This is a genomic window from Streptomyces sp. WAC00040 (assembly GCF_056835925.1).
Map to the genome: position 1 here is coordinate 3,645,158 of NZ_JAKQZE010000001.1, position 24,756 is coordinate 3,669,913.

Annotated in this window: 25 protein-coding genes; 13 read left to right on the plus strand and 12 right to left on the minus strand. The window is 70.0% G+C overall.

The window, feature by feature from the left end; all coding sequences use genetic code 11:
- Positions 1-73: 73 nt before the first annotated feature.
- Both MDN94_RS16825 and MDN94_RS16830 read left to right on the plus strand, forming a co-directional pair.
- A complete protein-coding gene (locus tag MDN94_RS16825) occupies positions 74-268 on the plus strand; it encodes a DUF3046 domain-containing protein (protein ID WP_159686234.1) in 195 nt (64 codons plus the stop codon).
- Positions 269-603: 335 nt separating this feature from the next.
- Entirely contained in the window at positions 604-1,776 is a 1,173-nt protein-coding gene (locus MDN94_RS16830) for an AI-2E family transporter (protein ID WP_482727092.1), read from the plus strand.
- A 208-nt stretch (positions 1,777-1,984) separates the two neighbouring features.
- On the opposite strand, the gene MDN94_RS16835 is transcribed toward MDN94_RS16830, so the two are convergent.
- Positions 1,985-2,851, minus strand: coding sequence for an alpha/beta fold hydrolase (locus MDN94_RS16835; protein ID WP_482726574.1), 867 nt, complete (start codon positions 2,849-2,851; stop codon positions 1,985-1,987).
- Positions 2,852-3,409: 558 nt separating this feature from the next.
- Here MDN94_RS16835 and recA point away from each other — a divergent pair.
- The gene (gene recA, locus MDN94_RS16840) at positions 3,410-4,537 is read left to right on the plus strand and encodes a recombinase RecA (RefSeq protein ID WP_482726575.1); all 1,128 of its coding nucleotides are present in this window, start codon (positions 3,410-3,412) and stop codon (positions 4,535-4,537) included.
- Between the two features lie 3 nt (positions 4,538-4,540).
- Positions 4,541-5,113, plus strand: a complete 573-nt coding sequence (gene recX / locus MDN94_RS16845) for a recombination regulator RecX (RefSeq protein ID WP_482726576.1) — start codon at positions 4,541-4,543, stop codon at positions 5,111-5,113.
- Between the two features lie 46 nt (positions 5,114-5,159).
- On the opposite strand, the gene MDN94_RS16850 is transcribed toward recX, so the two are convergent.
- The 8 genes from MDN94_RS16850 to MDN94_RS16885 all read right to left on the minus strand — a co-directional run bounded on the left by MDN94_RS16850 (position 5,160) and on the right by MDN94_RS16885 (position 11,561).
- On the minus strand, positions 5,160-5,546 hold the full coding sequence (locus MDN94_RS16850) for a rhodanese-like domain-containing protein (RefSeq protein WP_482726577.1): 387 nt from the start codon (positions 5,544-5,546) through the stop codon (positions 5,160-5,162).
- On the minus strand, positions 5,543-6,142 hold the full coding sequence (locus MDN94_RS16855; RefSeq protein ID WP_482726578.1) for a cupin domain-containing protein: 600 nt from the start codon (positions 6,140-6,142) through the stop codon (positions 5,543-5,545). Before MDN94_RS16855 ends, MDN94_RS16850 begins: the two co-directional genes overlap by 4 nt.
- A gap of 67 nt (positions 6,143-6,209) precedes the next feature.
- Positions 6,210-6,296: a putative leader peptide gene (locus tag MDN94_RS16860; protein ID WP_312845644.1), complete on the minus strand. Its 87-nt coding sequence runs from the start codon at positions 6,294-6,296 to the stop codon at positions 6,210-6,212.
- 32 nt (positions 6,297-6,328) lie between these two features.
- The gene (locus MDN94_RS16865; RefSeq protein ID WP_482726579.1) at positions 6,329-8,038 is read right to left on the minus strand and encodes an FAD-dependent monooxygenase; all 1,710 of its coding nucleotides are present in this window, start codon (positions 8,036-8,038) and stop codon (positions 6,329-6,331) included.
- Positions 8,039-8,213: 175 nt separating this feature from the next.
- Positions 8,214-9,119 (minus strand): amino acid ABC transporter permease, encoded by a 906-nt coding sequence (locus MDN94_RS16870; protein WP_482726580.1) that lies wholly within the window; start codon positions 9,117-9,119, stop codon positions 8,214-8,216.
- On the minus strand, positions 9,116-9,784 hold the full coding sequence (locus MDN94_RS16875; protein WP_482726581.1) for an amino acid ABC transporter permease: 669 nt from the start codon (positions 9,782-9,784) through the stop codon (positions 9,116-9,118). The genes MDN94_RS16870 and MDN94_RS16875 overlap by 4 nt, the downstream gene beginning before the upstream one ends.
- 75 nt (positions 9,785-9,859) lie before the next feature.
- A complete protein-coding gene (locus MDN94_RS16880; protein WP_482726582.1) occupies positions 9,860-10,705 on the minus strand; it encodes a glutamate ABC transporter substrate-binding protein in 846 nt (281 codons plus the stop codon).
- A gap of 73 nt (positions 10,706-10,778) precedes the next feature.
- Positions 10,779-11,561 (minus strand): amino acid ABC transporter ATP-binding protein, encoded by a 783-nt coding sequence (locus MDN94_RS16885; protein WP_159686208.1) that lies wholly within the window; start codon positions 11,559-11,561, stop codon positions 10,779-10,781.
- 301 nt (positions 11,562-11,862) lie between these two features.
- Between MDN94_RS16885 and MDN94_RS16890 the strand changes: the two genes are divergently transcribed.
- A complete protein-coding gene (locus MDN94_RS16890; RefSeq protein ID WP_482726583.1) occupies positions 11,863-12,570 on the plus strand; it encodes a response regulator transcription factor in 708 nt (235 codons plus the stop codon).
- 14 nt (positions 12,571-12,584) lie between these two features.
- Positions 12,585-13,982, plus strand: a complete 1,398-nt coding sequence (locus MDN94_RS16895; protein ID WP_482726584.1) for a sensor histidine kinase — start codon at positions 12,585-12,587, stop codon at positions 13,980-13,982.
- A 76-nt stretch (positions 13,983-14,058) separates the two neighbouring features.
- Here the strand turns inward: MDN94_RS16895 and MDN94_RS16900 are convergent, their stop codons facing one another.
- A complete protein-coding gene (locus tag MDN94_RS16900; protein ID WP_482726585.1) occupies positions 14,059-15,066 on the minus strand; it encodes a TAXI family TRAP transporter solute-binding subunit in 1,008 nt (335 codons plus the stop codon).
- 94 nt (positions 15,067-15,160) lie between these two features.
- Between MDN94_RS16900 and miaB the strand changes: the two genes are divergently transcribed.
- Both miaB and MDN94_RS16910 read left to right on the plus strand, forming a co-directional pair.
- Entirely contained in the window at positions 15,161-16,648 is a 1,488-nt protein-coding gene (gene miaB / locus MDN94_RS16905; protein ID WP_482726586.1) for a tRNA (N6-isopentenyl adenosine(37)-C2)-methylthiotransferase MiaB, read from the plus strand.
- 110 nt (positions 16,649-16,758) lie between these two features.
- Positions 16,759-17,472: a class III extradiol dioxygenase subunit B-like domain-containing protein gene (locus MDN94_RS16910; RefSeq protein WP_482726587.1), complete on the plus strand. Its 714-nt coding sequence runs from the start codon at positions 16,759-16,761 to the stop codon at positions 17,470-17,472.
- Between the two features lie 174 nt (positions 17,473-17,646).
- Here MDN94_RS16910 and MDN94_RS16915 read toward each other — a convergent pair whose 3' ends face one another.
- Both MDN94_RS16915 and MDN94_RS16920 read right to left on the minus strand, forming a co-directional pair.
- A complete protein-coding gene (locus MDN94_RS16915; protein WP_482726588.1) occupies positions 17,647-17,886 on the minus strand; it encodes an antitoxin in 240 nt (79 codons plus the stop codon).
- Between the two features lie 25 nt (positions 17,887-17,911).
- Positions 17,912-18,247 (minus strand): hypothetical protein, encoded by a 336-nt coding sequence (locus MDN94_RS16920; protein WP_482726589.1) that lies wholly within the window; start codon positions 18,245-18,247, stop codon positions 17,912-17,914.
- A gap of 181 nt (positions 18,248-18,428) precedes the next feature.
- Here MDN94_RS16920 and miaA point away from each other — a divergent pair, with 181 nt between their 5' ends.
- The 5 genes from miaA (at position 18,429) to MDN94_RS16945 (ending at position 24,647) form a co-directional block, all read left to right on the plus strand.
- Positions 18,429-19,367 carry a tRNA (adenosine(37)-N6)-dimethylallyltransferase MiaA gene (gene miaA / locus MDN94_RS16925; protein WP_482726590.1) on the plus strand — a complete coding sequence of 313 codons (939 nt, stop codon included), beginning with the start codon at positions 18,429-18,431 and terminating at the stop codon, positions 19,365-19,367.
- 106 nt (positions 19,368-19,473) lie between these two features.
- Complete coding sequence (locus MDN94_RS16930) at positions 19,474-19,914, plus strand: hypothetical protein (RefSeq protein ID WP_482727093.1); 441 nt, start codon at positions 19,474-19,476, stop codon at positions 19,912-19,914.
- Positions 19,915-19,948: 34 nt separating this feature from the next.
- Entirely contained in the window at positions 19,949-20,854 is a 906-nt protein-coding gene (gene dapF / locus MDN94_RS16935; protein WP_482726591.1) for a diaminopimelate epimerase, read from the plus strand.
- A 138-nt stretch (positions 20,855-20,992) separates the two neighbouring features.
- Positions 20,993-23,071, plus strand: a complete 2,079-nt coding sequence (locus MDN94_RS16940; protein WP_482726592.1) for a RelA/SpoT family protein — start codon at positions 20,993-20,995, stop codon at positions 23,069-23,071.
- 76 nt (positions 23,072-23,147) lie between these two features.
- A complete protein-coding gene (locus tag MDN94_RS16945) occupies positions 23,148-24,647 on the plus strand; it encodes a M1 family metallopeptidase (protein ID WP_482726593.1) in 1,500 nt (499 codons plus the stop codon).
- Positions 24,648-24,756: the final 109 nt, after the last annotated feature.

Here is a 24,756-nt window from a genome sequence, read left to right on the forward strand (position 1 = left end):
ACGGTAGGGCGGAAAGGGCTTTCGGCAAGGCGGACGGACAGGGCTGCACTCTCAGGAGCGGGATACTGAGGTCATGCGGTTGACGATTTTCTGGGAACGCATGGCCGACCACTTCGGAGCGGCGTACGCGGACTCCTTCGCACGGGACCATGTGATGGCCGAGCTGGGCGGCCGCACGATCCATGAGGCCCTGGCCGCCGGCTGGGAGGCGAAGGACGTGTGGCGCGCCGTTTGCGCCGCCATGGACATCCCCGCCGACAAGCGGTGAGACTCCGTGCCGGCGGCTCGAGGTCGCCCCGGTGAGCCACACTGAGCCGATGGCCGGTACCGACAGGACGCACACGACAGCACGAGGCAGGGCCGCAGAGGCGAGCCCGTACGGAAACGAGCCTGTACAGGACGAGGCCGCACCGGCCGGACCGCATACGCCACCGCACAGGACGGACCGCTGACGACATGACCCCTGACGAGAGGACCGCGCCGGACGCGGTCGCGTCGGACGAGGCCGTGGCGGGGATCCCCGCACAGGGCACCACGGCGCCCACGGCCCCGCCGGCGTCTCCGCCTCCCGGGGCCGACGCCGGCAGCGGCGGTCCGGGCCGAATGCCTCGCTGGCTGCCGCGCGCGCTGATCCTCGCGCTCGCGCTCTACGCCTGCTTCCAGCTCGGAAGCTGGGCCTTCCACCAGCTCATCGGCCTCTTGATCAACGTTCTGATCGCCTTCTTCCTTGCCCTCGCGATCGAACCCGCGGTCGGGCGGATGGCGGCCCGCGGCATGCGCCGGGGCCTCGCCACCTTCCTGGTCTTCTTCGCGGTGCTTGTCGTGGGGGTGGGATTCGTCGTACTGCTCGGCTCGATGCTGGCCGGCCAGATCGTCGAGATGGTCGAGGACTTCCCGCAGTACCTCGACTCGGTCATCCGCTGGATCAACGGCACCTTCCAGACGGAACTGTCCCGGGTCGAGGTCCAGGACAGCCTGCTGCGCTCCGACTGGCTGAGGAAGTACGTCCAGAACAGCGCCACCGGTGTGCTGGACGTCTCGGCGACCGTACTCGGCGGACTGTTCAAGCTGCTGACGATCTTCCTGTTCTCGTTCTACTTCGCGGCCGACGGGCCCCGGCTGCGCCGCGCTCTGTGCTCCGTGCTGCCCCCGGCCAAGCAGACGGAGGTCCTGCGGGCCTGGGAGATCGCGGTCGACAAGACCGGCGGCTACCTCTACTCCCGCGGACTGATGGCGCTGATCTCCGGAGTCGCGCACTACATCCTGCTGGAGATCCTCGGGGTGCCGTACGCCCCGGCCCTCGCGGTCTGGGTCGGACTGGTCTCGCAGTTCATCCCGACCATCGGCACGTATCTGGCGGGCGCGCTGCCGATGCTGATCGCGTTCACGATCGACCCTTGGTACGCCCTGTGGGTCCTCGGCTTCGTCGTGATCTACCAGCAGTTCGAGAACTACGTGCTGCAGCCGAAGCTCACCGCCAGGACGGTGGACATCCACCCGGCGGTGGCCTTCGGCTCGGTCGTGGCGGGGACCGCCCTGCTGGGCGCGGTCGGCGCGCTGATCGCGATCCCGGCGGTCGCCACGCTCCAGGCCTTCCTCGGGGCGTACGTGAAGCGGTACACGGTGACCGACGACCCGCGGGTCCACGCCCACACCAGGCACGGCGGCAGCCGGTTGGCTCGGGTGCGTAGCGCGTTGGGGAACGGCCGGCAGGTTCCGTCCACATCCGAGGGCTCACCCGATGGGGTGCCCCCGCAGGCCGGCTCCGGGCCCTGAGCCCGTCGGTCGGAAGTCCGGTTCGAACCACACGGCTGTGACGGCGGCCCGCCTCGGGCCGGATGCCGGGGAATGCGGCCTCGGCCCCGGTGGCGGCCAGGTGCCGCACTGTCGGGGACGGCCGAGTCTTCCGGGGCGGGCCACGGCGGCGTGGAGTACTCCGCCGTGGCCTTGGTCGCCATCGGGCCGTGCGCTTCTTGGTCCCCGCCTATCCCACCAGTGCTGCGAGCTCACCCAGGACTCGGGCCGCTGGTGCCGGGTGGACCAGCCACTTCAGGTGGCTGCCCGCAAGGGTGCGGACGTCGTACGGGTTGTCCGGCGTCAGCGCGTTGCCCTCGCGGATCAGCCGGTCCTGTATGGCGAGCGGCAGGCTCGTGTCGCCGGCCAGGCGGACGTAGGTCTTCGGGATGCGGCCCCAGGTCTCGGCCTGCGCACGGTCGGTGGAGGTGCCGACGTCCAGGTTCTCGTCGGGCTGGAAGGTGTTCAGGAAGGTCAGGAACTCCTCGTCGGTGCCGTCAGCAAGGAAGGCCGCCTTGAGGGCAGCGAGGGCGTCCGCACTCGCGGTGCGGAAGTTGACGCGGAGCAGCCCGAGCTCGGCCGGGTTCCCGGCCAGCGCGAGGGCCAGGGAAGCGGCGTCCACCGTGGCCATCTCCGGCTCGGCGTAGTAGTCGCTGACGTCGAGATCGACAGGACACCAGGCCGAGACGTAGACGACGCGGTCGATCAGGTCCGGCCGTGCGTTCGCTGCCGCGGTGGCCGTGATTCCGCCACGGCTGTGGGAGACGAGAATCACCGGCCCGTTCCGCTTGGCCCTTTCGAGGATCCCGATCAGGTGCGCGGCATTGTCGGCGAGTGTTACTCCCTTGATCGAGCCGGGTGCCGTGGCCAGTCCTTCGTGATCTTGTGGCGCCTGGTAGGCGCGCGTGTAGGTCGCCCCGAAACCATGGCCGGGCAGGTCGACGGCGACCGAGCGGTGCCCGAGGAGGCCGAGTTCGGCCTGGAGTGGTGCGAAGGAGAAGGAGTTCGAGAAGGCTCCGTGAACCAGTACGAACGTCGGTTGCATCTGTCTGCTCACTTTCTGACGCCTACGGCATCGGCGGCACGCGCGTCGCTGGTCCCGGCCCGCAGTCACCTGCGCGAACCGCACGTCTCAGTAAGGACGGAGCGGGCGTCCCACGGGACGCGCCTTCGAAGGAGCCGAAACAGACGCCCCGAACAGCCGGATTCCCGTACGCACGCGTGCTCCCCGCCACAACCCCCGACACACGGACACCCCCGTGCCACGCAAACTTCGAAGGCACAAACCTAGTGATCGTCGAGGCTCGGTGACAATGATCAAGGTTCGAGACATACGGACGCCGGCGCCGCTGTCCGGATCCGCGTATGCATCCGCGAGCTGTCCCACCGCCACCCCCGACCCGCCGATCAGACCACAGGACACCGGTCGCACGCGGCCAGGTGGACCGCCGCATGGTGAGCTTGACAGTAAAATCGAACATCCATTCTCATGGGATTCCGGCCCTCGCTCCCGCGAGTTGTCCACAGGCCGGCCGGACGTCGGGGCCCATTGTCAGTGGCAGGGGTTAGCGTCTTTGACGTGAAGCGATCGACACAAGCAAATCGGGTGGAACCCATGGCAGGAACCGACCGCGAGAAGGCGCTCGACGCCGCGCTCGCACAGATTGAACGCCAATTCGGCAAGGGTGCCGTGATGCGGCTGGGCGAGCGGCCGAACGAGCCCATCGAGGTCATCCCCACCGGGTCGACCGCCCTCGACGTCGCTCTCGGCGTCGGCGGCCTGCCGCGCGGGCGTGTGGTGGAGGTGTACGGACCGGAGTCCTCCGGTAAGACGACCCTCACGCTGCACGCCGTGGCCAACGCCCAGAAGGCGGGCGGAGCGGTGGCCTTCGTGGACGCGGAGCACGCTCTCGACCCGGAGTACGCCAAGAAGCTCGGCGTCGACATCGACAACCTGATCCTTTCCCAGCCGGACAACGGCGAGCAGGCGCTGGAGATCGTCGACATGCTCGTCCGCTCCGGCGCGCTCGACCTGATCGTCATCGACTCCGTGGCGGCCCTTGTGCCCAAGGCGGAGATCGAGGGCGAGATGGGAGACTCGCACGTCGGTCTGCAGGCGCGGCTGATGAGCCAGGCGCTCCGGAAGATCACCAGCGCGCTGAACCAGTCCAAGACCACGGCGATCTTCATCAACCAGCTCCGCGAGAAGATCGGTGTGATGTTCGGCTCCCCGGAGACCACGACCGGTGGCCGGGCGCTGAAGTTCTACGCCTCGGTGCGTCTGGACATCCGCCGTATCGAGACCCTGAAGGACGGCACGGACGCGGTCGGCAACCGCACCCGCGTCAAGGTCGTCAAGAACAAGGTCGCCCCGCCCTTCAAGCAGGCCGAGTTCGACATCCTCTACGGCCAGGGCATCAGCCGCGAGGGCGGTCTGATCGACATGGGCGTGGAGCACGGCTTCGTCCGCAAGGCCGGCGCCTGGTACACGTACGAGGGCGACCAGCTGGGCCAGGGCAAGGAGAACGCCCGTAACTTCCTGAAGGACAACCCCGACCTCGCGAACGAGATCGAGAAGAAGATCAAGGAGAAGCTCGGCGTCGGCGTCAGGCCGGAGACCCCGGCGGCGGATCCCGGTGCGGACGCGGCGGCCGGAGCGGTTCCGGCCGAGGACACGGCGAAGTCCGTGCCCGCACCCGCGTCCAAGGCGAAGGCGGCCAAGACGGCGGCGGCCAAGGGGTAGCACATGGCCGCCCGGCGTACCGAATGGCCGGGTGACAGCCCCGACTCGTCGAGGGCCGAGAAGGAGCTGTCACCCAAGGATCCGGCGGAGCGGGCGCGGGCCATCTGCCTGCGCCTGCTCACCGGGACCCCGCGCACCCGCAAACAGCTGGCGGATGCGCTGCACAAACGCGAGATCCCCTCGGAGGTGGCCGAGGAGGTCCTCTCCCGCTTCGAGGACGTGGGACTGATCAACGACGCCGCCTTCGCGGACGCGTGGGTGGAGTCCCGGCACCACGGTCGGGGCCTCGCCCGGCGGGCCCTGGCACGGGAGTTGCGTACCAAGGGCGTGGATTCCGCTCTGATCGACGAGGCGGTGGGGCAGCTCGACTCCGACCAGGAGGAGGCGACGGCCCGCGAGCTGGTGGCGCGGAAACTGCGCTCCACCAGGGGCCTGGAGCGTGACCGTCGTCTCCGTCGGCTGGCCGGAATGCTCGCCCGCAAGGGCTACTCCGAGGGTATGGCCCTGCGGGTGGTGAGGCGCGCCCTCGAAGAAGAGGGCGAGGACACGGCGGACCTGGACGACATGGGGTACTAGACATACCGGACGTGGTGCCGGCCAGGGACGCGACCGGGCCCGCGGGCTACCCCGTGACCGGCAGTCCCGCCGACTTCCATGCCTGGAAACCACCGACGAGGTCGGTCGCACGCCGTAGCCCCAGTTGGTGCAGGGACCAGGCAGCGAGGGAGGAGGCGTAACCCTCGTTGCAGATGACCACGATCCGAAGGTCGTGGCCGATCGCCTGGGGGAGGCGATGACTGCCCTGTGGGTCCAGTCGCCATTCCAGTTCATTGCGCTCCACGACCAGCGCCCCGGGGATCAGCCCGTCGCGCTCGCGCAGTGCCTGGTAGCGGATGTCGACCAGCAGAGCACCCTCGGCCGCCGCCTCGAAGGCCTCTTGCGGACCGATCCGTTCGAGCCCTCGCCGTACCTGCTCCAGGTACTCGTCGATTCCCGGGGGCCCGCTCACCGCCAGTCCTCCGGGTGTTCGACGTGCTCGAGACGGAGGACGGCACCAGACCGGCTGTAGCGCCTCATCAGCGGCAGCGGCGGGTAGTACGCGTGGACGGAGACGGCATGCTCGGCGGACGACTCGTTGAGCACCTCGTGCACGTGGTGCGTACCGAAGGCGCGGGACCGGCCGGCGGCCAGATGCCGCTCGCGGTCCACGCCGTCGTCGAGTTCGAGCGTCTTCCAGCCGGCGGAGGGAAGCCGTACGGCGAGAGAGTTCTCCTTCAGCACGCCCTCCGCTGTGGCGAACGCCCCGACGGATTCGGCGTGGTCGTGCCAGCCGGTGCCGGTGCCGGGCGGCCAGCCGATGAGCCACGCCTCACTGCCGCGCGGCCCTTCGAGCCGCAGCCAGGTGCGTCCCTCGGGGTCGAGAGGCAGCGAGGCGATCAGTTCCTTGTCGGCGGCGGCGTGCCGTACGAAGTCGAGCAGTTCGGCGGAGGTCGGCGCTCCCGTCAGGCTCGGGGCGGGCCAGGAACCGGTGAAGAGAACGGGATCGGCGGAGGATCCGGGAGTCGAAGGCGCCGGGGCAGGGGGGAGCGGAGCGGGGTGGGACACGGAAACCGTCCTGGGGTTCGCTGGTGAGCGCACGGGCCAGAGGCCGCGGCGCGAAGGGAGGGCGAATTCAGCAGGACGGCCGACACACGCAGCCCGCATAGCGGACGAGGTCCATATGGACCCTCCGCCACAGGCGCACATCGGTGTCGTTCATGCTCGGGAGTACACCACGCCGGACACCGTGAATCAATCGATGTCCGCAGTACGGTCACTGCCCGCCGTGGCGGGGGCACCTCCTCTCGCGATGTCCGCAGCGGCGTACAGCTCGGCCGGCCGCACCCCGGCGAAAGCTGCCACCAGATGTCCGTCGGGCCGTACGAGCAGCACGGTGTGCGCGGAGGCGCCGGGGTAGCTCTCCGTCACAAGCAGTTCCGCCGGTGCGGGAAGGCCGGACACCGCTGTCTCCAGCCGTGGCATGATGCCCGCGCCGGCCCAGTGCCTCCGGTCCCACACGCCGGTGCCGGGCGCCACCAGCACGACCAGCAGGCGCCCCCGGCACAGCCGGTCCCGCAGGCGGGCGCAGGTACCGTCCGGAGCCGTCACCTGCACATCGGCGACCGGCGAGCCCGGCACGGTGCCCGCCGGCGTCTGCGGACCAGTGGGCTCCGGCGTGAGCGGTGAATGCGTGTAGACGGGCGGCGCGCCGAGGGCCCCCCGCCCGAGATGCGCGTCGGTGAGCATCGCGTCGTGTCCCCGGGCGGCCCCGGGAAGGTACATGCGAAGACCGCTGCCGCTGCGCAGTATCGGCAGTGACTGGTCGGCGGCGCGCAGCCGTGCGGCGACGGCGGTGCGCCGCTCGGCCTGATAGCTGTCCAGCAGTGTTTGTGACGCCCCGTGATGCCAGGCCTGCGCCAGTTTCCATGCCAGGTTGTCGACATCGCGGAGCCCATCGTCGAGCCCTTGGGCGCCGATCGCTCCCAGCAGGTGCGCCGCGTCCCCCGCGAGGAAGGCCCGATCCACGCGCCAGCGCCGGGCGAGTCGGTGATGAAGGGTGTAGACGCCGGTGTCGAGCAGTTCGTACGGCGGCGTGTCGCCGCACCAGCCGGCCAGAGTGTCACGGACCCGCGCCACGAGTGCCTCCGGCGTCACCAGCTCGCCGCGGGGCGGAAGCAACCAGTCGAGTCGCCACGTACCGTCCGGCAGCGGGCGTGCGGTGATCTCGTCACCACCCGAGCTCCACGGTGGCTGACGGTGCAGCACCGCCTCACCGGGCCAGGGCAGCTCGGTGCGCAGTGCGGCCACGGCGTGGCGTTCCACCGCCGTGCGGCCCGGGAAACGGATGCCGAGGAGCTTGCGGACCGTGGACCTCGCGCCGTCGCAGCCCACCAGATAACTGCCCCGCCACCAGGTCGCGGAGGGCCCCCTGGTGTGCACACCCACGCCGCCGGCGTCCTGTTCCAGCGAGTCGAGGCGGCTGTCGGTCACGAGCCGTACGAGCCGGTGCTCTGCGGCGGCCTCCCGCAGTCCACGAGAGAGGCTGTGCTGCGGGATGTGAAGTGGCGCGGCCAGGTCCCCGTCGGCTCCGGCGCTCCTGTCCCCCCGCTGGTATGCGCCGTCGCGTTCGTCCCCGGAGTAGGTGTCGTCCCTGTCCCAGTGGTGCCCGTCGCTCCGGCGGTGGTGGTCGGCGCCGTCGTCGAGGGGCAGTTGCCGCAACTCCTGCTTGCGCAGCATCGAGCGCCAGCCGCTCCAACGGGTGCCTTCGTGACGCACGGTCCCGCAGCCGAGCCGCGCCATGAGGTCGGCCGTGTCGGGACGCAGTACGACGGTGCGGGCCGGGCGCGGCTCGTCCTTCCCGTTGCCCTCGTCGAGCACGACCGAAGGAACGCCCTGCGCCGCGAGGGCGAGTGACAGCGCCAGTCCGACGGGACCCGCGCCGACCACGATCACCGGGTCCACGGCGTGACTCCTCGGGCCCGTAGGGTCGTGCGGGGAAGTGCGGTTGGAGCCCGGTGCGCGATCACAGAACGTATGCAACCCACTGCCGCTGCCCGCGTCAAGCGCCACCTGGACGCGGCGAGGGGCGGTGGCCCGCAGGCCACCGCCCCTCAGCGGTCGAACATCGGATGAACCGTCAGCCGGCCCGTCCGTCGTCGGTCTTGCCGACTCCGGGCTCTCCGACGGGCTCCTCGGCGCCGCCGGGTGCGCCCAGCACCGCGCCCGTGCCCTTCTTGGCCCGGCGCAGCCTCTTTTCCAACCACGAGGCGAAGGTGGTGAGGATCAAATTGAGGACGATGTAGATCAACGCGACGACGACGAAGCTCGGGATGACATTCGCGTAGAACGCGGAGAGAGTCGAACGCGCGTTGAGCAGTTCCGCGAAGGCGAGCACCGCGCCACCGAGTGCGGTGTCCTTGACGATGACCACGAGCTGGCTGACCAGCGCCGGCAGCATCGCGGTGACGGACTGAGGCAGCAGGATGCTCGTCATCGTCTGGCCCTTGCGCAGCCCGATGGCCTTCGCGGCCTCCGACTGGCCCTTGGGCAGCGACAGGATGCCGGCCCGTACGACCTCGGCGAGGACCGACGCGTTGTACAGCACCAGGCCGGTGACCACTGCGTACAGCGGACGCAGCTCACTGCTGATGTCGGTGTAGCGCGCGTAGAGCTCGTTCGCGAACAGCATCAGGAGCAGGACGGGAATGGCGCGGAAGAACTCCACGACCACACCCGCCGGGACGCGGACCCAGAGGTGGTCGGAGAGCCGGGCGATGCCGAAGATCGCACCCAGCGGCAGGGCGATCACCATGGCGAGGGCTGCGGCCTTCAGCGTGTTGGCGAGGCCGGGCAGCAGATAGGTCGTCCATGCCGCGGACTGGGTGAACGGCTTCCAGAGCGACCATTCGAGCTGTCCGTGGTCGGACATGACGCCGATGACCCACCAGATGCCCAGCGCCAGCAGCACGAGGAAGACGGCCGTGTAGACGATGTTGCGCCGCTTGGCCCGGGGGCCGGGGGCGTCGTAAAGAACGGACGTCATCGCTTCACCGCCACACGCTTGCCGACCCAGCCGAGGATGAGACCGGTGGGAAGGGTCAGAACAACAAAGCCGAAGGCGAAGATCGCGGAGATGAGGACGAGCTGTGCCTCATTCTCGATCATCTCCTTCATCAGCAGGGCCGCTTCCGCCACACCGATGGCCGCCGCGACCGTGGTGTTCTTGGTGAGGGCGATCAGCACATTGGTAAGAGGAGCGACGACCGAGCGGAACGCCTGCGGGAGAACTACGGTTGTGAGGACCTGGGTAAAGCTCAGCCCGATGGCCCGCGCCGCCTCTGCCTGGCCGACCGGCACGGTGTTGATGCCGGACCGCACCGCCTCGCACACGAACGCCGCGGTGTAGGCCGCGAGCCCGAAGACAGCGAGCCGGAAGTACTTGACCTGGAAGTCATCGGCCGCGCCCAGCGTCATGCCGAAGACGTCGGCGAGACCGAGCGAGGAGAAGACGATGATCACAGTGAGCGGGATGTTCCGGACGACGTTCACGTAGAACGTGCCGAACGCGCGCATCAGGGGCACCGGGCTCACTCGCATAGCGGCGAGGACGGTGCCGAGCACCAGGGAACCGATTCCGGAGAAAACGGTGAGTTGCACCGTCACCCAGAACGCCCCGAGCAAGTCGTAACCTTCAAGAAAGTCGAACACGATCTCCCGCGCTTCCGCGTGTGGGAGGGCCCGGCGCGCCGCCCTTCAGGGGCGGCGCGCCGTCTCAGCCCTGCTTCACTTGACGATGTTGCCGATCTCCGGGGCGGGCTCGTTCTTGTAGTTGGCCGGACCGAAGTTGTCCGTCACGGCCTTGTCCCAAGCCTTGTCCTTGACCATCTTCTCGAGGGCGGCGTTGATCTTGTCGACCATCTCCTTGTCGCCCTTCTTCACTCCGATGCCGTAGTTCTCGTTGCTCAGCTTGAGGCCGGCGAGCTTGAACTTGCCCTTGTACTGCTCCTGCGAGGCGTAGCCGGCCAGGATCGAGTCGTCCGTGGTCAGCGCGTCGACGGCGCCGCTCTGAAGTCCGTTGAGGCACTCCGAGTACGTGCCGACCTGCTGCAGCTGGGCCTTCGGGGCGAAGTCCTTCTTCACGTTCTGCGCGGACGTGGAGCCGGTGACCGAGCAGAGCTTCTTGCCGTTGAGGTCCTCGCCCTTGGTGATGTTGTCATCGGCGCGGATCAGCAGGTCCTGGTGGGCGAGGAGGTACGGGCCGGCGAAGTCGACCTTCTGCTTGCGCTCGTCCGTGATCGAGTACGTGGCGGCGATGAAGTCCACGTCGCCGCGGGCCAGCGCGGTCTCGCGGTCGGCGCTCTTCGTCTCCTTGAACTCGATGTCTCCCTCGTCGTAACCGAGCTCCTTGGCGACGTACGTGGCGACATCGACATCGAAGCCCGTGAACCCGTCCGGGGTCTTCAGGCCGAGACCCGGCTGGTCGTACTTGATGCCGACCGTGATCTTCTTGTCGCCGCCGTCGGTGGAGCCGCTGCCGCTGTCCTTGCCGCTGTCGGAGCCGCATGCCGTGGCCGACAGGGCGAGCGCGAGGACGGTGGCCGAAGCGGCGGTGACCTTACGAAGCTTCATGATGATGACTTCCCTAGAGTTGACGCGAGGTATTGGAAACAGACGCGATGTGCTGGATCAACTGATCCAGGACTCAGTGGTGAAGGATCTTCGACAGGAAGTCCTTGGCCCGGTCGCTGCGCGGGTTGCTGAAGAATTCCTCGGGCGATGCCTCTTCCACGATCTTGCCGTCGGCCATGAATACGACCCGGTTCGCGGCCGAGCGGGCGAAGCCCATCTCATGCGTGACGACCACCATTGTCATCCCGTCGCGTGCCAACTGCTGCATGACCTCGAGAACCTCGTTGATCATCTCGGGGTCGAGCGCCGACGTCGGCTCGTCGAAGAGCATCACTTTCGGGTCCATCGCCAGCGCACGCGCGATCGCCACACGCTGCTGCTGGCCACCGGAGAGCTGCGCCGGGTACTTGTCGGCCTGCGCACCGACACCCACGCGGTCCAGAAGGGCCCGCGCCTTGGTCTCCGCGGCCTTCTTGTCGGCCTTGCGTACCTTGATCTGGCCCAGCGTCACGTTCTCCAGCACGGTCTTGTGCGCGAAGAGGTTGAACGACTGGAAGACCATGCCCACGTCGGCGCGCAGCCGGGCGAGCTCCTTGCCCTCGTGCGGCAGCGGCTTGCCGTCGATCGAGATAGCGCCGGAGTCGATCGTCTCCAGGCGGTTGATGGTGCGGCACAGCGTGGACTTTCCGGACCCGGAGGGTCCGATGACGACCACGACCTCGCCCCTGGCGATGGTCAGGTCGATGTCCTGGAGCACATGCAGCGCGCCGAAGTGCTTGTTCACGTTGCTCAGCACGACCAGATCGGCCGTGGGCACCGCGTCCTCGGCGTCCTTGGTCACTGACACTCCGCTCATCGGCTTCTTGCTCCGTCCTCCTCGGTTGGGAGGACCCTAGTCACCCACTGCGACCAGCGTCATTACATCTGAGGGGAAATTGAGCATAACGATCCGGCCTCATCCGGACACTATGCGTGAACAGGGTGGTCGACTGCGATACCGGGTGGATAACGGAACCGTTCGGCACGCGGAAGCCTCTTGACTGTGCGCCGTGACATCCGCGTTGATGCCCTGTGGTGTGTCGCGAACCATTCGTACAACACCGCACGACCAACACCACACGACCGCGCCACGAACACCACACGACCGGAGGGGGGCCATGAGGCTGCTGCTCGTCGAGGACGACGACCATGTCGCTGCCGCCCTGTCGGCGGTGCTCGCCAGGCACGGCTTCGAGGTGGTCCACGCCCGCAACGGCGAGGAAGCCCTCCGCGCCGTCCTGCCCGCCACCGACCCGGCCAAGCCGCCCTTCGGGGTCGTCCTCCTGGACCTCGGCCTGCCGGACCAGGACGGCTACCAGGTCTGCGGCAAGCTCAGGAAGCTCACCTCCACGCCCGTGATCATGGTGACTGCGCGCTCGGACGTCCGCTCCCGCATCCACGGACTCAACCTCGGCGCCGACGACTATGTGGTCAAGCCGTACGACACGGGGGAGCTGCTCGCCCGGATCCACGCGGTCAGCCGGCGTACCGTCCCCGGTGACGACGCCGGTGCGCCCGCCGGCGACGAGGCGCTGAGGCTCGGGCCGGTCACCATCGAGCTGCCCACCCGCAGGGTCAGCGTCGACGGGGCTGACGTGCAGCTCACACGCAAGGAGTTCGACCTGCTGGCGCTGCTCGCCCAGCGCCCGGGAGTGGTCTTCCGGCGTGAGCAGATCATCAGCGAGGTGTGGCGGACCAGCTGGGAGGGCACCGGCCGCACGCTCGAGGTGCACGTGGCGTCGCTGCGCTCGAAGCTCCGGATGCCTGCCCTGATCGAGACTGTGCGGGGTGTCGGCTACCGGCTCGTCGCGCCCGCCGGGGCGTAGGGCCCCTCGCCCCGGTGCGTACCCGACTTCTTCCGCTCCTCATCGTGCTCATGGCCGGTGTGCTGCTGGCGCTCGGCTTTCCGCTCGCGGTGAGCGTCGCGGCCGCGCAGCAGCAGGGCGTCGTCGTCGACCGGATCGACGACACCGTGCGTTTCGCGGCGCTGGCCCAGTTCGTGACCGATCAGGGCTCCACCCCGGACGAGCGCCGCTCCACGCTGCAGGAGCAGCTCGACCGGTACCACGACACGTACGGGATCAAGGCGGGCGTCTTCTACCGCAGCGGCAACTCGATGGCCCGCGCCCCCCACGACTGGTACGTGCCGGGCGAGGGGGAGGGCCGCGAGGCGTTCCAGGAGGCGCTCACCGGCCGGCGCAGCGACGACCCGCCGCAGGTGTGGCCCTGGCAGCGCGGCGAGCGGCTCGTCGTCGCCTCGCCCGTCGTACGCGACGGGGACGTCATCGCCGTCGTGTTCACCGACTCGCCCACCGACCAGCTTCGGTCGCGGGTCCTGCGCGGTTGGCTGCTGATCGTCGCCGGTGAGTCCGCCGCGATGCTCGTCGCCGTCGGCGCGGCCTTCCGGCTGACCGGGTGGGTGCTGCGGCCCGTACGGATCCTGGACGCCGCCACCCACGACATCGCGACCGGCCGGATGAACTCGCGGGTCGCTGCCGCCGGGGGGCCGCCGGAACTCAGACGGCTGGCGCGCTCGTTCAACGAGATGGCCGACAACGTCGAGGAAGTCCTCGAACAGCAGCGGGCCTTCGTCGCGGACGCGTCCCACCAGCTGCGCAACCCGCTCGCCGCCCTCCTGCTGCGCATCGAACTGCTCGCCCTCGAACTCCCCGAGGGAAATCCCGAGATCGCCTCCGTCCGCACCGAGGGCAAACGCCTCGCCCAAGTCCTCGACGACCTGCTGGACCTGGCGCTTGCCGAGCACGCCTCCGCGGAGCTCCAGCTCACCGACATCGGCGAACTGACCGCCGAGCGGGTGGCCGCCTGGCGGCCGCTCGCCGACGAGAAGCGGGTCGTGCTGTCCTACGAGACGGCCGCGGTCACCGCCTGGGCGGACCCCGTGGCGCTCTCCAGCGCGCTGGACGCGGTGATCGACAACGCCCTGAAGTTCACCCCTCGGGGCGAGAAGGTCACCGTCGAGGTCTCGGCGCAGGGCAGCACGTCGACCATCCTTATCGCCGACCGCGGCCCGGGCCTGACCGACGAGGAGCTCTCCCGGATCGGGGACCGCTTCTGGCGCAGCGGCCGTCACCAGAACGTGAAGGGCTCCGGCCTCGGCCTGTCCATCTCAAGGGCGCTGCTGGCGGCGGGCGGCGGGTCCATCGCGTACGCGCACCACGAGCCCCACGGCCTGAAGGTGACGCTCACGCTGCCGCGGACCCACGCGAAGGACGCCTGAGACCACCGGTCGAACTGGCTGGAAGCGGGCGTGGGACCACCGCGGAACCGCTGGAAGCGGGGGACTCGCGTCGCCGCTACGGCTTGACCGAGCGGTAGTAACGCCGCGCGCCTTCGTGCAGCGGCAGCGGGTCGGTGTAGACGGCCGTCCGCAGGTCGACCAGCTGGGCGGGGTGCACCGTGTTGCCGATGCGGTCCCGGCTCCGGATCACAGTGCGGGTGAAGCCTTCTGTCTGCGCCGCGCTCATCCGGTCCGTGGTGACCAGCAGGTTGGCCACCGCGATGGTCTTGACGGGCAGCCCGCCCTGGGCCTGCGGGTAGGCGTCGGCCGGCATCACGGCGGAGCGGTAGTAGCTGGTCGGATCGCCCGACGCGTGGAGCTTCGAGACCAGTTCCGGCTCCAGCGCGACCAGCCGGACCGGGAAGCGCTCCGACAGCTTCTGCACCGTGTTGGTGGGCAGTCCGCCGGACCAGAAGAACGCGTCGATGCGGCCCTTCTCCAACTGGCCCGGGGCGACGTTGATTCCCGACGGGAGTGCGGTGATGTCCTGCGCGGGATCGATCCCGGCGGCCTTCATCAGCCGGTCGGCGACCAGCCGGATGCCCGAGCCGTCCTGCCCGACGCCGACCACCTTGCCGCGCAGGTCTGCCACCGACCTGACCGGCGAGTCACGGGGCACGACGAGCTGGACGTAGTCGTCGTACAGCCGGGCGCAGCCCCTCAGCCGGGAGGCGCCCGCCAGTCCTTCCCGCTTGTACTTCGCGACGGCGTCGGCGGTGGCGATGGTGAAGTCGGCCTCCCCGGACGCCACCCGCTCGAGGTTCTGCTGGGACCCTTCGCTGGTGCGCAGGTCTATCGCCACGTCCGGCATGTCGCGGGCCAGCGCGTCTTTCAGCAGCACGCCGTAGCGCTGGTAGACACCGCTGTGCGACCCCGTGCTCAGTGTCAGCTTCCCGCTCGGCGACGACTGGCCGAGCGGCAGCAGCAACCACAGCAGCAGCCCGAGGACCACCAGGGCCGCCGCGGTGCCCTGAAGGGCGCGGCGGCGGCCGAGGCGGGAGAGGACGGGAAGTGCCGGGAGCATGGCGCGATCCTGCCAGCTCACTCCTTGTGATGGCCAGGCCCGGCCTTGGCGGAGGGTCGCACTGTCGGTGCGACCCCGTACCCTGGTGGGCGCGATGAGTGCGAAAACTTACGAGGTGCGCACCTACGGGTGCCAGATGAACGTCCACGACTCCGAGCGGCTGTCGGGCCTGCTGGAGGACGCGGGATACGTACGCGCGCCCGAAGGCGCCGACGGTGACGCCGATGTCGTCGTCTTCAACACCTGCGCGGTGCGGGAGAACGCGGACAACAAGCTCTACGGCAATCTCGGCCGGCTCGCCCCGATGAAGTCGCGGCGCCCCGGGATGCAGATCGCCGTGGGCGGCTGCCTGGCGCAGAAGGACCGCGACACCATCGTCACCAAGGCGCCCTGGGTCGACGTCGTCTTCGGTACGCACAACATCGGAAAGCTTCCGGTGCTCCTCGAGCGCGCCCGAGTCCAGGAAGAGGCGCAGGTCGAGATCGCGGAATCGCTCGAGGCGTTCCCCTCGACGCTGCCGACGCGCCGCGAGTCGGCGTACGCGGCGTGGGTCTCGATCTCCGTGGGCTGCAACAACACCTGCACCTTCTGCATCGTGCCCGCGCTGCGCGGCAAGGAGAAGGACCGCCGGCCCGGTGACATCCTCGCCGAGATCGAGGCGCTCGTCGCAGAAGGTGTCAGCGAGATCACGCTGCTCGGCCAGAACGTCAACGCGTACGGGTCCGACATCGGCGACCGCGAGGCCTTCAGCAAGCTGCTGCGTGCCTGCGGGAACATCGAGGGCCTCGAGCGGGTCCGGTTCACCTCGCCCCATCCGCGCGACTTCACGGACGACGTGATCGCCGCCATGGCCGAGACGCCGAACGTCATGCCGCAGCTCCACATGCCGCTGCAGTCGGGATCGGACACGATCCTCAAGGCGATGCGCCGCTCGTACCGGCAGGAGCGCTTCCTCGGGATCATCGAGAAGGTGCGCGCGGCCATTCCGCACGCCGCCATCTCCACCGACATCATCGTGGGCTTCCCGGGCGAGACCGAGGAGGACTTCGAACAGACGCTGCACACCGTGCGCGAGGCCCGCTTCGCGAACGCCTTCACCTTCCAGTACTCCAAGCGCCCCGGGACCCCGGCGGCGACCATGGAGGGGCAGATCCCCAAGGAGGTCGTCCAGGAGCGGTACATGCGTCTGGTCGCCCTCCAGGAGGAGATCTCCTGGGACGAGAACAAGAAGCAGGTCGGCCGCACACTCGAGGTGATGGTCGCCGAAGGCGAGGGCCGCAAGGACGGGGCCACCCACCGCCTCTCCGGCAGGGCCCCGGACAACCGCCTCGTCCACTTCACCAAGCCGGACGCCGAGGTGCGCCCCGGCGACGTGGTCACCGTCGAGATCACCTACGCCGCTCCGCACCACCTCCTGGCGGAGGGCGCGGTGACATCGGTGCGCCGCACCCGCGCGGGAGACGCGTGGGAGAAGCGCAACGGGGCCGAGACCGCGAAGCCGGCCGGTGTGATGCTGGGCCTGCCCTCGCTGGGCGTCCCCGCGCCGCTGCCGCCGGTGACGGGCGGTTGCGCGGCGGGCTGACGACGGCCGCCGCGGTCGGCCACGGCCCCGCCGCCCGGCGGCCGGGCGGGGCCGGCCGCCGGGCCAGGCAGGTGCCCGCCTCGCCCACCACGCCGACTAGGCTGCGGATCATGCTCGTAGCCGCTGCCGTGTGTCCGTGCCCGCCGATCCTCGTCCCCGAGGTCGCCTCCGGGGCCGCGCCCGAACTGGACGCGACACGCGCCGCGTGCGCCGACGCCGTGGCCGTTCTCGCCGCCGCGGAACCGGACCTGCTGATCGTGGTCGGACCCGCCGCGCACGATCGGCGCGGACCGCATGCCGCGGGCGCCACAGGCTCCTTCCGGGAGTTCGGCGTGGAACTCGACGTCCGGCTCGGCGACGGCCCCCGCCAGGAACGGACACTGCCGCCTTCGCTGGCCGTTGGCGCCTGGCTTCTCGCCCGCGACGGCTGGACGGCCGCTCCGGTCGAAGGCCTCGGGGTCGGCGAACCCCTCGACGGGCACCGGTGCATGACAGCCGGAAAAGAACTCGCCGCGCGCGCCGGGCGGGTCGCGCTTCTCGTGATGGGCGACGGCAGCGCCTGCCGCACGCTGAAGGCGCCCGGCTACCTCGACGAGAGGGCCGCGGACTTCGACCGGCGGTCCGCCGACGCGCTCGGGGCCGCCGACATCGAAGGGCTCAGAGAGCTCGACGAGTCGCTGGCCCGCGAGCTCAAGGTGTCCGGCCGCGCGCCGTGGCAGGTCCTCGCCGGAGCCGCACAGGGCGCGGGGCTCACGGGCCGGCTGCTCCACGAGAGTGATCCGTACGGTGTCGGCTACTTCGTCGCGGCCTGGTCCCAGGTCTAGGCGCACCTGCCCGGAGGGCTACGGCAAGTGCGTGCCAGGGCCCGCGAGCCCGGACATGATCCAGCGAGAGCCCCTGGAGCGCGGGGTTCACCTGGAAAAGATCTCCGGACGCGGGAGGGCGGCGGTGGAGCCTGTGCCCCACCGCCGCCCTCCGCCGAACCGGTCCGGCGACCTTCAGGCGGCCGGCGGTGTCGTCCCGCGGTCGTCCTTGTGCGCGATGCGGCCGAGGGCCTGCTTCGCCTTCCCGGCACCCGACTCGATCTTGTTGCTGTACTTGCCCTTGGTCTTGTCGTCGACCTTCTTGGCAGCTTTCTCCAGCGTCTGCCCGATCCTGCCCTCGTGCTGCTGGGCAAGGCCGGAGACCTTGTCCTTCGCGGGGCCGAGCTTGGTCTTCAGGTTGTCCAGGAAGCCCATGGGGCACCTTCCCTCGTCGCGGCTGCTACGTGCGGGCGCCTTCGCCGGCCTCGCTGTCCGCCGCGTCCCCGGCAGATTGCTGCCTCGGGATCTCCACTGCCCCGGCCGCGGTGCCTCCGTCGAGGGGAGGTTCCGCGGTTTCGGCGGCGGCATCGGTGGATCCGGTGGCCTCGACGGCTCCGGCGGCCGGAGCCGCCTCTTCCGCCGGCTCCGCCACAGCCGGGGCCTCGGCCGTGCCGTCGCTCACCTCGGACCGGCCGGACTGCACGGACTCCGCAGCGGGAGATCCGACGACTGCCTCCGGTGCCGACGCCTCCATGGCTGCTGCGGGCTTACCGCGAAACCATGAGAAAACACCCATATCTACTCCATACCCTACTCGTGCGGGCGAAGTTCCGCGCCGCCCGGAGCGCCGTCTTGCGTCACGCGCGGGCGCCGGTCCGGAAACCGGCGTTCGGAACCTCGCAACAGGCAACGACCCCGAGTCGCCGCCGTCACCTCGCTCGTTCGGGGACACGCACCGGGTTTGCGAGACTGGGGCGGTGAGAAGTGCAGCTCCCGCCCCGCGGGTCATCGCCGTCGTCGGTCCCACCGCAGCCGGAAAGTCCGATCTGGGGGTGTTCCTCGCCCGGCAACTGAACGGCGAGGTCGTCAACGCGGATTCCATGCAGCTCTATCGGGGGATGGACATCGGCACCGCCAAGCTGACACCCGAAGAGCAGGGCGGAGTGCCGCACCGGCTCCTCGACATCTGGGACGTCACCCGGACGGCGAGCGTCGCCGAGTACCAGACGCTGGCGAGGGCGGAGATCGACCGGCTGCTCGCCGAGGGCCGCACCCCGGTACTCGTCGGAGGCTCCGGGCTGTATGTGCGCGGTGCGATCGACGCCCTCGAGTTCCCCGGCACCGACCCGACGGTGCGGGCGCGGCTGGAGGAGGAGCTGACGGTGCGCGGACCCGGCGCCCTGCACGCCAGGCTGGCCGCGGCCGACCCGGAGGCGGGCCGGGCGATCCTCCCGAGCAACGGCCGCCGGATCGTCAGGGCCCTCGAGGTCATCGAGATCACGGGCAAGCCCTTCACGGCCAACCTGCCCGGCCACGACGCCGTCTACGACACCGTCCAGATCGGCGTCGACGTCGCACGGCCCGAGCTCGATGAGCGCATCGCCGTGCGTGTGGACCGCATGTGGGAGGCGGGCCTCGTCGACGAGGTGCGGGCGCTCGAGGCGCAGGGACTCAGGGAGGGCCGCACGGCCTCGCGGGCGCTCGGCTACCAGCAGGTCCTGACGGCTCTCGCCGGAGAGTGCACCGAACAGGAGGCGCGCGACGAGACCGTGCGCGCCACCAAGCGCTTCGCGCGCCGCCAGGACTCGTGGTTCCGGCGCGACCCGAGGGTGCACTGGCTGAGCGGCGCCGCCGCCGACAGGACGGAACTTCCGCAGCGCGCGCTGGCGTTGATCGAACGAGCGGTCACAGCCTGATCACGTGATGGCATCGGGACGCTCCGGCCGTCATTCCGGCCCCTGGGAGCGTGCCATCATCGAGCATCGATCGACAGTTGAGTCCGAGTTGGGAGGGCGCGTGGCGATGGAGGCCGGCCCTCGCGACACGGAACAGCAACGGCGGGATGCGGCGGACGGCGCGTCCGGTCTCAGCCCGGACGGGCCCGACGAGCAGGATGTGCTCGCCGACGAGGTCGAGGTCGAGCTGCGTCCGCAGCGGCGGCTCAGGATCTGGCAGCTCGCACCCATCGTCGTCCTCGCCGCCGTCGGCTCGCTGATGTTCGCCTTCCCGCTCGCCTTCGGTACGGGCGACGGCGGAGCGGTCGTGGCCATGCTCGGGCTGCTGCTCAGCTGCTGCGCCGCCGGCTGGGGTGTGATGGCGGCGCGCCGTGTCGGCCACACCTGGCCCGGCCTGCCGTCCCGCGGTTCGGGCGAGCGCCCCGACTGGCGTGTGATCACCCTGTACGTGGGCGTGGCCGCGGTGCTCGTCGCACTCGCCGTGTGGCGTGTGGCACGACTGAGGTGACCGGCTCCGGCCGCTGTCGGACCGTCCTCGTACGATGGAGCACGTGAGCACCTCGCAGACGTCGCCCCTCCCCTTCCTCAAGGGCCACGGGACCGAGAACGACTTCGTGATCGTCCCCGACCCCGACAACACTGTGGAACTGCCCGCGTCCGCCGTCGCCCGGCTGTGCGACCGCCGGGCCGGCATCGGTGGTGACGGGCTGCTGCGCGTGGTGCGCTCGGCGGCCCACCCGGAGGCCCGGCACATGGCCGGCGAGGCCGAGTGGTTCATGGACTACCGCAACGCGGACGGCTCCATCGCCGAGATGTGCGGCAACGGCGTCCGGGTCTTCGCCCGGTATCTCCAGTACGCGGGCCACATCGACGCCGGGGACGTCGCCGTCGCGACCCGCGGCGGGATCAAGAAGGTCCACCTCGCCAAGGCGGTTTCCGGGAGCGGCGGCGACATCACGGTCTCCATGGGCCGGGCCGTGCTGCCCGAGGACGGCGTCACCGTGTCCGTCGGCGGTCGCAGCTGGCCGGCGAGGAACGTGAACATGGGCAACCCCCACGCGGTCGCCTTCGTCGAGGAGCTGGACCACGCGGGGGATCTGCTGACGATGCCTCCGTTCACCCCGGCCTCGGTCTACCCCGACGGGGTCAACGTGGAGTTCGTCGTCGACCGCGGTGAGCGCCATGTGGCGATGCGCGTCCACGAGCGCGGCTCCGGTGAGACCCGCTCGTGCGGCACCGGCGCGTGCGCCGTCGCCGTGGCCACCGCACGCCGCGACGGTCTGGATCCGGCAGCCACCGGCGTTCCCGTCACGTACACGGTGGATCTGCCCGGCGGCCGGCTCCGTATCACCGAGCGGCCCGACGGGGAGGTCGAGATGACCGGCGCCGCGGTGATCGTCGCCGAGGGTGTGATCGACCCCGACTTCCTCGAAACCGTGACCGCCTAGGGCTTCGCTCGAATGGGTGATCCGTTTCACGCTGAGCGAGAGCTGGACTGCGCCACGTGGTGGGCTCGATAGCATCAAGCACCGGCCCGGAGGCATGCCAGTTCTCCGTACCGCCGGTCGAAGCTGCCGGAGGTGCCCATGAGCGCAGAGGCCACCAACCCAGGTGCCCACAGCCGCAGGCGCGGCCGTGCCAGGATCGACCTGCGCAGACTGGGCCGCGCCGCTCTGCTGGGCCCCACCGGTCGCGACCGGCTCCCCGACGCGATCGGCCATGTCGTGGACGCGCACCGGGCTCACTACCCCGACGCCGACCTCGCCACACTGCACAAGGCGTACGTACTCGCGGAGTCGTCCCACCGCGGGCAGTTCCGCAAGAGCGGCGAGCCCTACATCACCCACCCGCTCGCCGTGACGTTGATCCTGGCCGAACTGGGCGCGGAGACAACGACGCTGACCGCTTCCCTGCTCCACGACACCGTCGAGGACACCGAGGTGACGCTCGATCAGGTGAGATCCGAGTTCGGCGCCGAGGTCGGTTATCTCGTCGACGGCGTCACCAAACTGGAGAAGGTCGACTACGGCGCCGCGGCCGAGCCGGAGACCTTCCGCAAGATGCTCGTCGCGACGGGCAACGACGTCCGGGTGATGTCGATCAAACTCGCCGACCGGCTGCACAACATGCGCACTCTCGGGGTGATGCGGCCGGAGAAACAGGCACGCATCGCCAAGGTCACCCGAGACGTGCTGATCCCGCTCGCCGAACGGCTCGGTGTGCAGGCCCTCAAGACAGAACTGGAAGACCTGGTCTTCGCGATCCTGCACCCCGAGGAGTACGAGCGGACCCGGGCGCTCATCGCGGAGAACTCCACCGCGTGCACCGCCCTCGCCGCCATCGCGGACGACTTCCGTGCCGCGTTGCGCGAGGCCGGCATCAGCGCCGAAGTGCTCATCAGACCGAGGCACTTCGTGTCCGTCCACCGGGTCTGCCTGAAGCGGTCGCAACTGCGCAGCACGGACTTCGGCCGACTGCTGATCCTCGTCGGGGAGGACGCCGACTGCTACGCCGTACTCGGTGAACTGCACACCTGCTTCTCACCGGTGATCTCCGAGTTCAAGGACTTCATCGCGGCCCCCAAGTTCAACCTGTACCAGTCCTTGCACACAGCCGTCGCGGGACCCGACGGCGCGGTTGCCGAAGTCCTCATCCGCACGCACCGGATGCACAAGGTGGCGGAGGCCGGTGTCGTCGCACTGGGCAACCCGTACGTACCCGTGGAGGGGGCCGAGCCGGCGGACGGCGAACGGGCCGACCCCACCAGGCCGGGCTGGCTCTCCCGGTTGCTGCAGTGGCAGGAGTCCACCCCGGACCCGGACACCTTCTGGACCTCCCTGCGCGCCGATCTGGCGCAGGACAGGGAGATCACCGTATTCGGTACCGACGGCCGGGCCCTCGGGCTGCCGGCGGGCGCGAGCTGCGTGGACGCCGCCTACGCGCAGTACGGCGAGAAGGCGCACACCTGCATCGGAGCGCGCGTCAACGGCCGGCTGGCGACACTCAGCACGGTCCTCGGCGACGGTGACACCGTGCATGTCCTGCTGGCGCAGGACAGCGCCTCCGGCCCGTCGCCCCAGTGGCTCGACCACGCCCGCACCCCTGCCGCCCGCATCGCCATCACCAGCTGGCTCGACGCGCATCCACAGCGGGCCGCGGCGCCCTCCACCGCTCCCCGCCGGCCCGCCCCGCTGTCCGCCGGCCGGCCGGCCTCAGTGAACGCCGTGGTGGACCTCCCCGAGGCGACGGTCCGGCTGGCCGGCTGCTGCACACCGGTGCCGCCGGACGCGGTCACCGGCTTCCCCGTGCGCGGCGGAGCCGTGACCGTCCACCGGCGGGAGTGCCCCGCCGTGGTGCGGATGACCGACGTGGGGCGCGAGCCGGTGCCGGTGCGCTGGGGTGACACGGCCGAGTGCCGGGTCACCCTGGTCGCCGAGTCCTTCGGCCGTCCCCACCTCCTGGCGGACCTCACTGAAGTCATCGCGGGAGAGGGGGCCGCGATCGTCTCGGCCACGGTGGAGCCGCCGACGCAACAGCGGGTACGGCACACGTACACCCTCCAACTCCCCGACGCGGCTGGGCTTCCGGCCCTCATGCGGGCGATGCGGGACGTGCCCGGCGTGTACGACGTCAGCCGGACCCAGCATCCGGCGGCCACCGCCTGACCCCGTTCGGGTGGGCACGTCACCGTGTGTAGCGTGCCGCCGCGGTCCGTGCGGAGGGCGCTGGTAGCGGTAGGGCATGCTGCACACCTCCCGGCGCCGTCTGCGTGCCGCCCTACTGGCCGCTGCCTCGGCCACCCTCGTCGCCGCCACCCTGCCGTCGCCGGAACCGCTCGGCATCGGGGACCGGCTCTTCCCCGAGCTGGGCAACCCCGGCTACGACGTGCTCGAGTACGACATCTCCCTCACCTACGAGGGCCGTAACGACAAGCCCCTCGACGCCGTCACGAAGATCGACGCCTGGTCGACCCGGAGGCTCGACCGCGTCAACCTCGACTTCGCCCACGGCGAGGTCCGTTCGGTGATGGTGAACGACACCCCGGCCGACTTCGCCGGGGCCGGCGAGGACCTCGTAATCGACCCGCCCGCGACCGTCCCCGAGGGGTCGCGGATGCAGATCACGGTGACCCACACGAGTGATCCGCGCGGCCCCAAGAACGCCGGCGGCTGGGTGCGTACCGGCGACGGCCTGGTGATGGCCAACCAGGCGGACGCCGCGCATCGGGTCTTCCCCTCGAACGACCATCCCTCCGACAAGGCGTACTTCACCTTCCGGGTCACCGCGCCGCCTGACATCACGGTGGTGGCCAACGGGCGCCGAGTCGCCAGGGCACGGAGCGACAAGCAGACCTCGTGGGTCTACCGCACCGGTCACCCCATGGCCACCGAACTGGCTCAGGTCTCGCTCGGCCGCTCGGCCGTCGTCGAGCGGCAGGGTCCGCACGGTCTTCCCCTGCGCGACGTCGTGCCCGCCGCCGACCGCGAGAAGCTGGAGCCCTGGCTCAAGAAAACGCCGGACCACATGAAATGGATGGAGGAGAAGGTCGGCCGCTACCCCTTCGAGACGTACGGCGTGCTGGTCGCCGACGTCGATACGGGCTTCCAGCTGGAGACCCAGACCCTGTCGCTCTTCGAGCGCTCCATCTTCGCCCCGGACGCCTTTCCCGAGTGGTACGTCGACTCCGTCATGGTCCACGAACTGGCCCACCAGTGGTTCGGCAACAGCGTCTCGCCGCGCAGTTGGTCCGACCTGTGGCTGAACGAGGGACACGCCAGCTGGTACGAGGCGCTGTACGCGCAGGAGAAGGCCGAGATGCCGCTGAGCAGCCGGATGCGCGAGGCCTACGCGCGCTCCGACGCCTGGCGGGCCGCCGGCGGGCCGCCCGCGGCGCCCGCCGCCCCCGCCCCGGGTCAGAAGCTGAGTCTCTTCCGGCCCGTCGTGTACGACGGCAGCGCGCTGGTCCTGTACGCGCTGCGGCAGGAGATCGGCACAGCCGCGTTCGAGCTCTTGGAGCGCCGATGGGTCACGCAGCACCGGGACGCCACCGCGACCACGGAGGACTTCACGCGGCTCGCATCGGCCGTCGCAGGGCGTGACCTGTCGGCGTTCTTCCAGGCGTGGCTGTACGGCAAGAAGACTCCGCCGATGCCAGGGCACCCGGACTGGCGAAGCCAGGCCGCGGGGGACAGCCGGGCAAAGGCGGCGGGGGGAGTGCACGGTCCGCTGAAATCGGGGTGACGCTCCGGCTGCGCCCGTGCGACCATCGGCAGGTCGGCGGCGCTGCCGCGGCCGGGATCCTGCGGGAATCTTCCGGGACCGTCACGCGTTGTCATCTGTAACCGAGCAC